The sequence below is a fragment of the Streptomyces sp. NPDC104096 genome (assembly GCF_055584385.1).
On the sequence record NZ_JBVJMD010000053.1, the window covers coordinates 40031 to 53232 of the forward strand.

The window sequence follows — 13202 nt, forward strand, 5'->3', positions numbered from 1 at the left end:
CCGCCGGGCGGAGTCGAGGTCGAGGGCCGTCTCGTGGTCGACGTTCTCGGTGTTGTTCAGGACGAACGCCTTGTACGACAGGCTGCTCGACAGCAGCCGACCGTGGCTGACCCCCGGCGTTCTTGTCGGTGACCAGGTCCTGGTTCATGAAGCCGTAGGTATAGCCGGCCCGCGCGAGGCTCTGGTCGGTGAAGTAGGCGTCGCCGGTGGCGCCGTCCTTGCTGTGGCCGCCGCCCTGGCGGTAGACGGCCACGTCGTCGCGGAGTTCACCGCGCCGCATCACCGTCTGGAGCCTGGCCGTGTAGTCGTTGAGGGTGGCGTCGTCCGACCAGGTCGGGCTCTGCGGCCCGTAGGCGTCGCCGACACCGCCGCCGAACAGGGAGGAGCCGGGCCAGGAGGAGGCCGCGCCCTCGGTGCTGTCGCCCCAGCCGTGCCAGACGAACATGTTGACCCCGTTGACGACCTGCTGGTCGACCCGGGAGACCAGGGTCGAACGGGCCACCCGCTGGGCCTGGCCCTCCGCGCAGCACTCGGTGGAGACCCGGTCGCGGCCCGACTGGGCGACGGCGCTGGCGAGCGAACGCCAGACGTCGGCGCTGCGGTTGAGCAGCGGGTCCACGTCGCTGCCGGAGTCGAAGGAGCGGTCCTCGCCCTCGGTGACGTCCAGCAGGGTCGCCATCTCCTGCGTGTCGATCGCCGTGGGACCCCAGGAGCTGTACGGCTGGCCGCGGACCGTCAGATGGCGCTGGTGGGCCCACTTCAGCAGCGGCTTGAGGTGGTTGTCGCGGAACAGCTCGCTCAGCGTGGTGCGGTAGTCCTCGCGGACCCGTCGGCCCACGTCACCGTCGAACTCGTAGGCGGGATCGGTGACACCGACCGCGGCGATGTAGGGGACGAGGGAGTAGCCCCGCCGCTTCTGGAACTCCTCGAGGAAGTCGCCGGTCCAGGCTCGGACCTGGTTGCCGTTGCTGTTGAGTTCGAGCGAGTCGAAGAAGATCGAGCCGCCGGACTTCTCGATGGACTTCGCCAGCTCGGGCGTGAGGACCTCGTCCTGCCAGTAGTCCTCGATCGCGTCGAAGCCCTCGGTGCTGAAGTGGTCCACCAGGTAGGTGGTCTTCGCGGTGCCCGCCAGTCCGACGCTGTGCCCGGTGTCCGTCATCCAGCCGGCCACCAGCATCCAGGTGCCGCCGTCCGGGGCGGTCCAGGTGAGCTTGCCGTCGGCGACCTTCGACGTGAGGTCGACGGCGCTCCGCTGCTCCAGCACCGGTGTCTTCTCCGAGCAGTCGTCGGCGCACCGGTAGGCGACGGCCGCCTGGAGCTCGCGCTTGGTGACTCCCTTGGGCAGACCGGACGTCGGGAGATCACCGGAGTGAGTCTCCCCGGCCTTCAACACCGTGCTTGCGAAGGTGAGTTGCTTGTCGGAGCCCGCGCCGTCGGGGGAGACGGTGGTGGTTCCGGCCGACCAGCCGGGGGTGTAGATGTGGTCGACCTGGAGGCCGGCCGCCCTGCCCGCGTCGTAGACCGACTTCAGGCGGCGGACCAGGCGTCCGTCCCCCAACCCTGGCCGGCCGCGTTGTACTTGGCCCCGCCGCTGATCGGGTTGAACTCCACCCCGCCGGCGCCCGCGGCGGCCATCTGCTGGATCTGCTGCCGGGCGGAGGCGTCGGTGAGCATGCCACCGGTGGTCCAGAAGCGGTAGAACGGCCGGTCCGCGGCGCCGGGATCGGCGAACGACCCCGAGGAGGAGACGTCGCCTGCGGGCGCCGGAGTACCGGCGGCGGCCTGTGGAGCGCTGCCGAGACCGGCGCCGAGCGCCAGCGAGGTCAGCAGGGCCACGGCCGATCGAGGGTGTCGGCGGCCGAGTGGTCGTGCCGAGGAGGATCTCACGCTGTCTCTCCGTCCCGTGCGATGAGCCGCGCCCGCCCGTGCCCGAGGACACGGGCGGGCGCGTGGTGGGCGACCGTCAGTGCTTGTCGAGCGTGAACTTCGCCGCCAGGGCGGTGTCCGAGGACGTCCCCACGTGGGCGGTGAAGGTGCCCGACGGGGTGCGCCAGGCGTGGCGGGAGGTGTCCCAGTACTGCGTCAGGTGCTGCTCGTCGAGCTGATCGACCGTCAGGTGGACGGTGACCGTGCGGCTCTGACCGGCTTTCAGGGTCACGCGCTCCCAGCTGACCAGGCGCGCCGACGGCTCGTTCGCCGCGGCCGGCAGCTCCAGGTACACCTGCGGGACCTCGGTACCGGTCCGCTTGCCGGTGTTGGTCACCTTGAACCGCACCCGCAGTCCGTCCCGGCCGGCGCCGCCGGAGGTGGACACCTTCAGCCCGGACAGCTCGAAGCTCGTGTACGACAGCCCGTATCCGAACGAGAACAGCGGCTTCTGGTTCTCCGCCTGGTAGTAGCGGTAGCCGACCTTCATGCCCTCGCCGTAGTCGACCTGGCGGATCGACTGACCGGCGGCCTTCACGCCCGGGTACTGCTCCGGGGTGTGCGCGGGCTGCTGCGACTCCGACTTCGGGAAGGTGAGCGGCAGCTTGCCCGACGGGTCGACGTCACCGAACAGCAGCCCGCTGACGGCCGGGCCCGCCTGCTCGCCCGGGTACCAGGTCTCCAGCACCGAGTCGACCTTGGACAGCCACGGCATCGTGGTCGCGGTACCGGTCTCCAGCACCACCACGGTGGACCTGCCCTTGCCCGCGACCGCGTCGATCAGCGCGTCGCCGCCGGCGTCCAGGCTCAGGTCCTTCGGGTCGGAGAACTCACCGACCTGCTTGTAGCCGAACACGATGGTGGCGTCCGCACCGGCGGCGACCTGCGCGGCCCGGGCCGGGTCGCCGCCGTCGTCGTAGACCACGTCGGCGCCGGCCGCGGCGGCCCGCTCACGGATCGAGTCCAGCGGCGCGACCATGTCCTCGCAGGACATGGTGTTGCGGCCGGACGCGGTCCCGCCGAAGTTCAGCGGCAGGCTGCACAGTTGCCTGGCGTTCAGGCCGGCGGCCGGGGTGTTCGAGGCGGCCGAGCCGATCACCGCGATCCTCTTGTGCCGGTTGCCGAGCGGCAGGGTGTCGCCGCTGTTCTTCAGCAGCACCGAGCCCTCCTCGGCGATCTGCCGGGCCAGGGCCTTGTGGGCGGGCGTCGAGGCGTCCGTCACCGGCTGCGAGGGCAACGGGTGGTCGAACAGCCCGCCGCGGATGTACGAGCGCACCACGCGGAAGGCCGCGTCGTCGACGTCCTTCCGCGTGATCTCACCGGCGGCGAGGGCGGCGTCCAGCTTGTCCGGGGTGAAGTGGATGGGACGGTTCAACTCCTGGTCCAGACCGGCCTTGAGAGAGGCGGCCGTGGAGTGGACGGAGCCGAAGTCGCTCATCACATAGCCGTCCAGGCCCAGTTCGCCCTTGAGGCTGTTCCTCAGCAGCGGGTTCTCGCACGCGTAGACGCCGTTGACCTGGTTGTACGAGCACATGACACTCTCGGCCCCGCCCTGCTTCAGGGCGATCCCGTACGGCAGTTCGTAGATCTCCTTCAGGGTCCGCTCGTCCACGTTGGAGGAACTGGTCTGTCGGTCGGTCTCCTGCTCGTTGGCGACGTAGTGCTTGAGGTCGGCCAGCACCGGCTTGTCCTCGTTGCCCTGGATGCCGCGGGTCTGGGCGCCCGCGAGGACGCCGTTGACGACCGGGTCCTCGCCGAAGTACTCCGGCGTCCGGCCCGCGAGGGGCGTGCGGCCCGCGCTGACGCCGGGGCCGAGGATGACGTTCTTGCCCTTGTCGAAGGCTTCGCTGCCCTCCGCCCGGCCCTTGGCGTAGGCGGTGTCCTCGTTGAAGCCGGCGGCCAGGGAGAGCTGTGCCGGGAAGGTCGTCACGCCTTCTCCGGCACGTACGCCCTCGGGGCCGTCGGTGTAGACGACGGTGGGCGTGCAGTCGACCTGGACCGGATAGGTCACCCCGCTGAAGGTGGTCTGGGCGGGGCTGTTGGCCGGCTGCTCCACGAGCCAGCGGTACTCCTGGTGCAGGGTGCTCGCCGCGAGCAGGGCCCTGGCCCGCCGGTCGGCCGACTTGTGGGTGTCCATCCACGGGACCGTCGAGCAGTCGGCCGCGGATCCGCTGTCGGCCGACGCGGTGACGACGGTGGTGGGACCCATGGTCAGCAGTGCGGCGGCCACGAGCGTCGCGCCGGTGCGCAGATTGCTGCTCGCTGCTCTCGCGGTTCTCTGTTCAGACAACACTCTCTCCTTGAAACGTTTCAATTCTTGGGAGTGGTCGCTGCCGCGCATGGCGGAGCCACGGGGGTGATCGGACTGTCCGGGAGCTTCGTCGGCCTCCGTCGAGACGCCGGAACGCGGTCCGTCCGCTGTTCGCGGCGTCGCGTAGATCGATCCACTCGGCGACGGCCCTCACCGTAGGGTGTTTGCTGTGCCTCGGCAATGCCTGGGACAAAAAACAATTCACGAACCAACTGGGGCAACCGCGGGCATGGTTGGCCGCTACGCGGAGCCCGAGTCGTCTCCTGGGGCAGGGAAAGCCGCACGGCCGACCCGCGAACGGCGCCGCGGGCCGCACGCGTCGGGTCGGTGGCGCCCGCGCGTGCAGCCGGCGCGTGTGATCGCAGGCGGAGGGCGGGCCGGGCGGTGTGGCGCGCCGGTCCGTCTGACCCAAGGGGCCTGCGGTGGAGGGGAGTCGGCAGGCAGGCCGTCTCGCACCGCGCGAATGAATCGTTTGCGCGCGCCATTGCCACGCGGCCGGGGACCCCCTACTGTGAGGTCCGCCGCGATATGGATCGATCTACACCAGGTCGCGGACTGTTGGACACGTATCTCTGGACACTTATCTCTGGACACGTATCGCTGGACTCGGATCTCCCTGGACTCAGGATCGGACGCGCAGTACGGCCTTCCCCGTGTTCTCGCCCGATTCCAGCACTGGGTGGGCCTCCGCCGCGTCGGCCAGGTCGCACTCGGCCGTGATGTCGATCCGCACGGCGCCCGACGCGGCCCGACGCGGCCCGACCCGGCGCGGCGAGGGCGCGCCGGCGAGGCGTCCCGGGGACCCGGCTCTGGCAGGGGGAGGGCGAAAGGCGCCGGCGCGAGGGCGTACTGCGCGTATCCGCCGCCGTCCGGGAGGTAAGCGGCGACTTCGTCGCCGACTGCGAGGCCCGTCACACCCTCGCCCGTCGCCGCCACCGTCCCGGACGCCTCCGGACCGGTCACCGTCTCGCCTTCGGGGCGCGCATCGGCGGTGGGGGGCGAGGGCCGGGCGTCGTCGGCGGGGCCGGCGTCGTGCCGGTCGTGACACCGGAGGGGCCGGCCCGGTACGAGAGGGCGGGACGGCGGGTGCTGGCCCCGTCGGTCGGCGCCGTGCGACACTATGGCCCGCTCGATTTCTGATCGAGGTTCGGAAGTCCTCCACGCAACCACCTGGCACCAGCGGGCCGGGAGCCTTCATGGCTCCGGCCCCCGTCGGCCACGTCCCTGCGTGTCAGCTTCAGAAGCAGCCGTCGCGGCCGTCGCGGAGATGCCCCGTCGTCGGGAGTGTCGCGATCTATCAGCAGATCGACCGTTTGCCCGGTCCGTAAGAGTTTCTTCCTATGACACCGTTTCGCTGCTATAGTCATTACCGATCGAACCCGATCGCAGGATTGTTACTCCCTATGGACGCCATCGTCGTCGCCTCCCGTGAGGTGACGACGGCGGACCGGCCCGGTGGGAGGCAAGGCCTGGGTGGCGCCCCTGTGCGCTGCCCGGGCCTTTTTTGCTGCCCCGGTCCGGGCGGGAGAGATCGAAGACCGACGCAGGATCACAAGAACCAGGGATGTTAGGACGCACCCATGAGCACACGCACACCCGTTGCGCTGGCGGAGATGATCCTCCGCGGCGTCGGCGGCCCCGAGAACATCGAGAGCCTCACGCACTGCGCGACGCGACTGCGCTTCCAGCTCCACGACGGGAAGAAGGTCGACCAGGCCGCGCTCGACGCCCTCGACGGGGTCATGGGCACCGTGCCGCAGTCCGGCGACCGCTTCCAGATCGTCATCGGCGGAGCCGTGGCCGGCGTCTACTCCGACATCATGAACCTGCCGTCGATGAAGAGCGGCGCCACCCCCCGCCCGCAGTCCGACGCGGACGTCAAGGCCGAGGTCCGTGCCAAGGGTCGCGGGCGCTACGCCTGGCTCGACAACTTCTTCGAGTACCTCTCGGACTCGTTCCGCCCGCTCCTGGGCGTGCTGCTCGGCGCCTCGCTGATCATCGCGATCGCCTCCATGCTCGACGCCTTCGGCGTGGTCGACTTCCGCTCCGCCGACAAGTCCGCCACCTGGGTGTTCGTCGACGCGATGTGGCGCTCGGTGCTGTACTTCCTGCCGATCATGGTCGCCTACAACGCGGCCAAGAAGCTGAAGATCGACCCATGGGTCGGCGCCACCGTCATGGCCGCGGTCATGACCCCGAACTTCACGGGCATGATCGGCTCCAAGACCCCCGGCGTGGTCACCCACGTCAACTCGACGCTGGGCACCTCGGAGTCCGTGGCGCACGTCTTCGGGCTGCCGATGCAGCTCAACGACTACGGCGGCCAGGTGTTCGTGCCGCTCCTGATGGTCGCCCTGCTCGCCCTGGTCTACAAGGGCCTGAAGCGGATCTTCCCCGAGAACGTGCAGATGGTCTTCGTGCCGTTCTTCAGCATGCTGATCATGATCCCGCTGACCGCCTTCCTCATCGGCCCCATGGGCGTCTGGGCCGGCAACGGTCTCGGCACGGGTCTGTCCTGGCTGAACGGCCACGCCCCGATCGTCTTCGCCATCGTCATCCCGATGCTGTACCCGTTCCTGGTGCCGCTGGGTCTGCACTGGCCGCTGAACGCGCTCATGCTCGTCAACATCAACACCCTCGGGTACGACTTCATCCAGGGCCCCATGGGCACGTGGAACTTCGCCTGCTTCGGCGCGACCGCCGGTGTCCTGCTGCTCTCGATCCGTCACCGCGAGACGATGATGCGCCAGACCGCGACCGGTGCCCTGGCCGCGGGTCTGCTCGGCGGTATCTCCGAGCCCTCGCTGTACGGCATCCACCTGCGCTTCAAGCGGATCTACCCGCGCATGCTGGTCGGCTGTCTCGTGGGCGGTGTGATCATCGGCCTCCTCGGCGGCGTGAACACCGAGGCCTTCGCCTTCACCTCCCTGCTGACCATCCCGGTCTTCGACCCGATGATCAAGTACATCATCGCGATCTCGGCGGCCTTCTTCACCTCGATGGCTCTCGTGTACTTCTCCGACTACCGCACCAAGGAAGAGCGCGTCGAGGCCAACGCCGAGCGTGACGCGGCCGAGGCCGCCGCCCGCGGTGAGGTCGCCGCTCCCGCCGAGGCCGCAGTGGCCGAGGACCGTGAGCTCGTCACCGTCGGCGCCCCCGCGGCGGCCGCCGAGCGTGAGCTCGTGACCGTCGGTGCCACCGGTGCCTCCGCCGGCACCGTCACGGCGGACGCTCCCGCCGCTGCCGGTGCGGACCTCGAGCTCGCGGCGCCGGTCTCCGGGCACGTGATCGGCCTCGGCGGAGTCGAGGACCCGGTCTTCGCCTCCCGCGCGCTCGGTGAGGGCGTGGGCATCGAACCGGCCCACGGCCACGTCGTCGCCCCGGTCGACGGCGAGCTGATCACCGTCGCCAACACGGGCCACGCGTTCGGAATCCGCACCGCGGACGGTGTCGAGGTGCTCGTCCACATCGGCATCGACACGGTGAAGATGAAGGGCGAAGGCTTCGACGTCCGCGTCGAGCCCGGCCAGAAGGTCTCGGCCGGTGACCTCCTCGCCGAGGTCGACCTCGGCGCCGTGCACGCCGCGGGACACCCGACCGTCGTCCTCATGACCGTCCTGAACACCGCGGACATGGCCTCGGTCGTGCCCCACACCGGGCAGGACGTCACCGCCGGCGCCCGGGTGGTGACCGTGCGGCGGTGATCACCCGCCGTCGGACCGGCGCGCGCACGCCTCCCTCACGGGAGGCGTGCGCGCGCCGCGTCGGTTCGGGAGAGGATGGAGACGGACAGAAGGGAGGGCCTGCGGTGAAGGCTCTGCGTGTCCTCAACAACAACGTGGTCCTCGCGAGCGACGACAAGGGCCGGCCGGTCATCCTCACCGGGCGTGGCATCGGCTTCAGCTCCCACCAGGGCAAGCCCGTCGACTCCGCGCTGATCGAGCGCGTCTTCGTCCCCACCGACAGCCCCGACCACCAGTCCGACCACGAGTCCGACCACGACCCCGAATGCCTCGGCGAGGCCCTCGCCCTCATCAGCGAAGAGGTCCTCCAGGCCGTCGTGAGCGCCCTGGAGGAAGTCGGCATCGAGGGGCGCGAGTCCACTCGCCCCACCCTCGCCATCGCCGTCGCCGACCATGTCGCCGGCGCGCTGGAACGGGCCAGGCAAGGCACCGTCATCGAGTACCCGCTGCGCGCCGAGGTCCAGACCCTGTACGCCACCGAGTACGCCCAGGCACAGCGCCTGCTGCGGGCCATCAACAAGCGCGTGGAGCCGCAACTGGGCGCCTCCGAGGCGATCGCGCTCGCGTTGCACCTGGTCAACGCGGGATTCGTCTCGGGCGACCTGTCGTTCACGTACACGATGACCGGGGTCATCCAGCAGATGCTCGCCGTCGTTCGCGAGCGGTACGGGGTGGACGTCTCCCACGAGTCGATGAACGTGGCGCGGTTCGTCACCCACGTGCGCTACCTCTTCGTGCGGATCCAGCAGCGTCAGCAGCTGACGGGCCAGGAGTCCACGATCGGTAAGGGCATCCGCCAGTACTACCCGGACGCGACGCACACCGCCGAGCAGCTGGCGACGATCGTCGAACTGCGTCTGGGGCGGCGGCTGAGCGAGGACGAGGTCTCCTACCTGGCACTCCATGTGGCCCGCATGACCATGGAGGCCGACAGCTCCGCCGCGTGAGAGCACGACGCGGAGCGGGACCGGCCGCGGCCCGTGCCCCGGCGGGCGGGTGACCCCGGCGGGCCACCCGCCCGCCGGGGTCATTCGCCGCCGGTGCTCACCTCGGCACGTCAGCCGAGGACCCGGACCGGGGCGTCGTCGAGGTAGGCCCGGATGTTCTCCACGGCCTGGCCGTAGTAGCGCTCGTAGTTGGCGCGGGACACATAGCCCAGGTGCGGGGTGGCGAGCAGGTTCGGCGCGGTGCGCATCGGGTGGTCGGCGGGCAGCGGTTCCACGTCGAAGACGTCGACACCCGCGCCGGCGATACGGCCCTCGCGCAGCGCGGCGAGCAGCGCGTCCTGATCGACGATGGCGGCCCGAGAGGTGTTGACCAGATAGGCGGTCGGCCGGAGCAGGGCGAGTTCGGCGGCCCCGAGCAGACCGCGGGTACGGTCGCTCGACGCGAGGTGCACGGACACGAAGTCGCTGCTCGCGAGCAGCGCCTCCTTGGAAGGGGCGAGGCGTACGCCGACTTCCTCGGCGCGCTCCGCGGTGAGGTGTTGACTCCAGGCGGTGACGTCCATGCCGAAGGCGAGCCCCACCTGGGCCACCCGGCTGCCGATCCTGCCCAGGCCGAGCAGCCCGAGCGTGCGGCCGGCCAGGTCGGCCCCGACGGTGGACTGCCAGGGGCCGCCCTCGCGCAGGGCGTTGTTCTCCTGGACGATGCCGCGGGCGAGCCCGAGGAGCAGTGCCCAGGTGAGTTCGAGCGGCGGGGTGGAGGAGCTCTCGGTGCCGCACACGGTGACGCCGTTGGCCTTCGCCGCCGCGTAGTCGATCACCGAGTTGCGCATTCCGGAGGCGATCAGCAGCTTCAGGCGGGGCAGGCGGTCGAGCAGGGTGGCCGGAAACGGCACTCGCTCGCGCAGGGTGACCGCGCAGTCGAAGTCGGCGAGGGCCGCGGCGAGATCGTCCTCGTCGGTGAAGTGCTCCGTGAAGGAGACGACTTCCACGCGGTCGCCCGGTGCCGTCCAGTCGGCGTACGCGGTCGCCACGTTCTGGAAGTCGTCGAGTACGGCGCAACGGAACGGCATGTCGTTCCTCCCAGGGAATCTCGCGGTCGGGACAGGGCCGGGCACCCGGTCCGGGGTCACCCGGCAGCACGATCCTGCCCTGTTCGATCGAGACCGCGACGGACGGGTCGTCCCTGCGCTCCTTGTCCCAGGGGGTGGCGGTCCCAGGGTGTGGTGTCGAGGTGGATGACGACCTCGCCCACGGCCGTCTCGATCGCCGTGGTGATGGAGGCGACGAGCGCGGCGGGGTCGATGGTCTTGTCGAACGTCGCGATGGCGGTGGCGAGTTGGCTGATGGCCGCGCTCTGGCGGGGTACGCGGACGCGCCGCCTGCCATGGGCGGGCGGCGGCGCATCAGCGTAGTGGTGGGTCCAGTGGGTCTACTTGAACCAGTACCGGACGCCGCTGTGGTGCGAGCAGGTGCCCTGGGAGTGCCGCGAGTACGAGACGGAGGCGTCCTTGCACTTCGCCGTCTCGTACTTGTCCTTCGGCTTCTGGCGATGGGTCCAGCCGCACTGTCCGGTGGTGTGGTGGACGCAGCGGTGGGCCGTGTTGGTGGACGGCAGTGTCGCCGCCGATGCGGCCGGTGCGCTGAAGAAGACGCCTGCGAGGGCGATGGTGACGGCTGAAGCGGCAAGACGCGTGCGCAAGGGGATCCCCCCGGGTGAAGTGAACAAGTGCAGCCGGAGCTTATATCGGTTTGAACGACTTACCGGCTGGTACGGGAGCTTCGCGGTGTTCGCGGTCATTCGTGTAGACCCGTCAGTTCATGGAAGCCGCTTCCTGCACAAGGGCGTTCAGGTGTTTTGGAGTTGGGCGCCGACCGGGGCGTCGCCTCCGTCGAGCACGAGGCCCGCCGCGAAGAGGACGGGATCAGAACGCGGCCGCATTCCGCAGGGCCCGGACGAGCCAGGGATACACCGGGAGCAGGCTCGGTACCACCTGCCAGCCGTTGACGATCCACACCAGCCGCCAGTAGCGGTCCACCCGGGGATCGTGCGCCTCTTCGAACTCCCGCGCCATCCAGTCGCGGAATTCCGTGTCGGGGGTGCGCGCGAACACCTCGGCGAAGCGGTGCACGAGGTCGTCGACGACGGAGGCGGCCCTGTCACCGAGCGGGTCCATGCCCGACTCCACGGCCTCGGCAACCGTCCGGCGGGTGAACGTCATCAGTTCCTCGCCGGCGGCGCTCTCGATGCCGAGAGCGCGCCCCGAGGCCTGGAACATGGCCGTCCGTCGCATCCGGGTACGGAAATCCTCGTCACCGACCAACTCGGCGAGCTCCACCCACGCGGCGACCTGCTCGGCGGTCGCGTCACCGGGCAGGTCGGGAGCGGCGGCGCGAACCATGGCCACCGCGGCCGGGTCGGCGTCCTCCGTGCCGAACGTGCCCTCCAGGAAATCGTCGATCAGACGTCGGCGTTCCTCGCCGGACAACTGAGTGAGTCTGTGCATGAGTTCGGTCTCCTCGGGACTGGACCCCCGTCCGGCCACGACGCGCAGCACGCTCCGACGCAGGAGCAGCGTCCGGATCTGGACGTCGATGGCGTCCGCGTGTGCCGCGGCGACTTCCGCCATCGACAGCTCGCGGTCCAGTACCCGTTGAATCGTGGGCAGGTCCAATCCCAACTCGCGCAGGGTGCGGACGAGTTCCAGGCGAGCCAGGGCGTCGAGGTCGTAGAGGCGATAGCCGGCGGGACTTCGGGTGGTCGGCGCCACTACCCCCGAATCGGCGTAGAACCGGATCGTCCGCACGGACAGGCCGGTCCGACGGGAGAGTTCCCCGATCGAGTGGAGGGTCGTCGCGTCCATGTCCCGAACTCTGCCGTCTCCAGTCACCGGAGACTCAAGGCTTTTCCCCGGCCGGGCGAGCGACGACGGCTCGCGGTGCGCCGGCCTGCCTGCCCGGACGCGAACGCCTTCGATTGCGATGTCGTCATCCGCCGGTTCGGGGTACCCGTGTGCTCACTGGACCCCGCTCCGGCGCAGTCGGGTGCGGAGCGACAGAGACAGGAGGTGACAGCCATGGCGTACGGCACCGAACCGGAGCCCGGCTACGGTCCGCGGCCGGCCGGGACCGAGCCGGTGGGCGAACTCGTGCAGCGTGCCTCGCAGCAGCTGACGGAGCTCGTACGGGGTGAACTCCGCCTTGCCCAGGCGGAGATGCAGGAGAAGGGCAGGCGCTACGGCCGGGGCGGTGGGCTGTTCGGAGGTGCCGGCGTCGTCGGTTTCCTGATGCTTCAGGCTCTGGTGGCCACGGCGATCGGCGCGCTGGCCGTGCCACTGCCGGTGTGGGCCGCAGGCCTGATCGTGACCGCGGTCCTCGGCGCGGTCGCGGCGGTGCTGGCGCTGCGCGGCAAGAGGCAGATCGCACAGGCCGCCCCACCCGCGCCGGTGCAGGCGATCGAGGACGTGAAGGCCGATGTGGCCGAGATCAAGGAGAGGGCGCGCCGATGACCCGACCGACTGAGGAAGGGGCCCCCGCTCGAACTCCGGAGGAACTGCGCGAGCAGGTCGAGCGGACGCGGCACGAACTGGGAGCCACGGTGGCGGCGCTCGCCGCCAAGACCGACGTCAAGGCCCGTGCCCAGGAAAAGGCCGTCCGGATCGGGCAGCAAGCCGCGACCAGGGCCGCGGTGCTGAGAGAGCGGCTTGTCCTGAGGGCCAGGCGGGCGCGGGTGAAGTCCGCCGCGGTCGCCTCCCGGGCGCGGCAGCCGTTGTCCGCGTCGGAGCGCGGTGGCGGGCGACCCGGTACGAGCGCCGCACCCATGCACCGGCGGTGGGCCGAGAAGGCACCCGGGCCGGTACGGGACGGGGCCGCCTTGGGCCTGCGCCTGTCGCGGGACTACCGGGGCGTGCTGGTGACCGCCACCGCGGTGGCAGGTGCCGGATGGCTGCTGTGGCGGCGGAAGGGCTGAGCCATGAAAGCATCCAAGATCGCTTACAAGCCGGTCGGACTCTGTCTGGGAGTCCTCGCCGGCATGATCGCGGCAGGTCTCTTCAAGCAGACGTGGAAAGTCGTCGGACAGGACACGGACGCCCCCGACGCCACCGACGAGGAACGGGCCTGGGGCGAGATCCTCGCCGCCGCCGTGTTGCAGGGCGCCATCTTCGGGGGCGTGAAGGCGGCCGTCCAACGGGGCGGCGCGACGGCCACCCGCCGACTGACCGGCACCTGGCCGGGGTGACCGAGGCGGGGGAGGGGCCGGTACGAGCTCGTACCGGC

General features: G+C 70.3%; 12 protein-coding genes and 1 pseudogene. 6 read left to right on the forward strand and 7 right to left on the reverse strand.

What is annotated here, in order from left to right; all coding sequences use genetic code 11:
- Window positions 1-181: 181 nt before the first annotated feature.
- The 4 genes and pseudogenes from ACZ60B_RS34905 to ACZ60B_RS34920 form a co-directional block, all read right to left on the reverse strand.
- Window positions 182-1393: pseudogene (locus ACZ60B_RS34905) on the reverse strand (glycosyl hydrolase); the annotation flags it as partial.
- Between the two features lie 134 nt (window positions 1394-1527).
- Window positions 1528-1836, reverse strand: coding sequence for a hypothetical protein (locus ACZ60B_RS34910; RefSeq protein ID WP_469394292.1), 309 nt, complete (start codon window positions 1834-1836; stop codon window positions 1528-1530).
- A 127-nt stretch (window positions 1837-1963) separates the two neighbouring features.
- Window positions 1964-4216, reverse strand: a complete 2253-nt coding sequence (locus ACZ60B_RS34915; protein ID WP_469394294.1) for a beta-glucosidase — start codon at window positions 4214-4216, stop codon at window positions 1964-1966.
- 261 nt (window positions 4217-4477) lie between these two features.
- Window positions 4478-5407, reverse strand: a complete 930-nt coding sequence (locus ACZ60B_RS34920) for an alcohol dehydrogenase catalytic domain-containing protein (protein ID WP_469394296.1) — start codon at window positions 5405-5407, stop codon at window positions 4478-4480.
- A gap of 410 nt (window positions 5408-5817) precedes the next feature.
- On the opposite strand from ACZ60B_RS34920, the gene ACZ60B_RS34925 reads away from it, so the two are divergent.
- Both ACZ60B_RS34925 and ACZ60B_RS34930 read left to right on the forward strand, forming a co-directional pair.
- Window positions 5818-7941 (forward strand): glucose PTS transporter subunit IIA, encoded by a 2124-nt coding sequence (locus tag ACZ60B_RS34925; RefSeq protein WP_469394298.1) that lies wholly within the window; start codon window positions 5818-5820, stop codon window positions 7939-7941.
- 104 nt (window positions 7942-8045) lie between these two features.
- Window positions 8046-8927, forward strand: a complete 882-nt coding sequence (locus tag ACZ60B_RS34930) for a PRD domain-containing protein (RefSeq protein WP_469394300.1) — start codon at window positions 8046-8048, stop codon at window positions 8925-8927.
- 110 nt (window positions 8928-9037) lie between these two features.
- On the opposite strand, the gene ACZ60B_RS34935 is transcribed toward ACZ60B_RS34930, so the two are convergent.
- Window positions 9038-9997: a D-2-hydroxyacid dehydrogenase family protein gene (locus ACZ60B_RS34935; RefSeq protein ID WP_469394302.1), complete on the reverse strand. Its 960-nt coding sequence runs from the start codon at window positions 9995-9997 to the stop codon at window positions 9038-9040.
- Between the two features lie 165 nt (window positions 9998-10162).
- Between ACZ60B_RS34935 and ACZ60B_RS34940 the strand changes: the two genes are divergently transcribed.
- On the forward strand, window positions 10163-10339 hold the full coding sequence (locus ACZ60B_RS34940; protein WP_469394304.1) for a hypothetical protein: 177 nt from the start codon (window positions 10163-10165) through the stop codon (window positions 10337-10339).
- A 17-nt stretch (window positions 10340-10356) separates the two neighbouring features.
- Here ACZ60B_RS34940 and ACZ60B_RS34945 read toward each other — a convergent pair whose 3' ends face one another.
- Together ACZ60B_RS34945 and ACZ60B_RS34950 are read right to left on the reverse strand one after the other, a co-directional pair.
- Window positions 10357-10626 (reverse strand): DUF3761 domain-containing protein, encoded by a 270-nt coding sequence (locus ACZ60B_RS34945; RefSeq protein WP_469394306.1) that lies wholly within the window; start codon window positions 10624-10626, stop codon window positions 10357-10359.
- Window positions 10627-10849: 223 nt separating this feature from the next.
- On the reverse strand, window positions 10850-11788 hold the full coding sequence (locus ACZ60B_RS34950; protein WP_469394308.1) for a helix-turn-helix domain-containing protein: 939 nt from the start codon (window positions 11786-11788) through the stop codon (window positions 10850-10852).
- 213 nt (window positions 11789-12001) lie between these two features.
- Here ACZ60B_RS34950 and ACZ60B_RS34955 point away from each other — a divergent pair, with 213 nt between their 5' ends.
- The 3 genes from ACZ60B_RS34955 to ACZ60B_RS34965 are packed head-to-tail and all read left to right on the forward strand — an operon-like array spanning window position 12002 to window position 13164.
- Window positions 12002-12433: a phage holin family protein gene (locus ACZ60B_RS34955; RefSeq protein ID WP_469394310.1), complete on the forward strand. Its 432-nt coding sequence runs from the start codon at window positions 12002-12004 to the stop codon at window positions 12431-12433.
- The gene (locus tag ACZ60B_RS34960) at window positions 12430-12894 is read left to right on the forward strand and encodes a DUF3618 domain-containing protein (protein WP_469394312.1); all 465 of its coding nucleotides are present in this window, start codon (window positions 12430-12432) and stop codon (window positions 12892-12894) included. The genes ACZ60B_RS34955 and ACZ60B_RS34960 overlap by 4 nt, the downstream gene beginning before the upstream one ends.
- Window positions 12895-12897: 3 nt before the next feature.
- Entirely contained in the window at window positions 12898-13164 is a 267-nt protein-coding gene (locus ACZ60B_RS34965) for a DUF4235 domain-containing protein (RefSeq protein ID WP_469394314.1), read from the forward strand.
- Window positions 13165-13202: the final 38 nt, after the last annotated feature.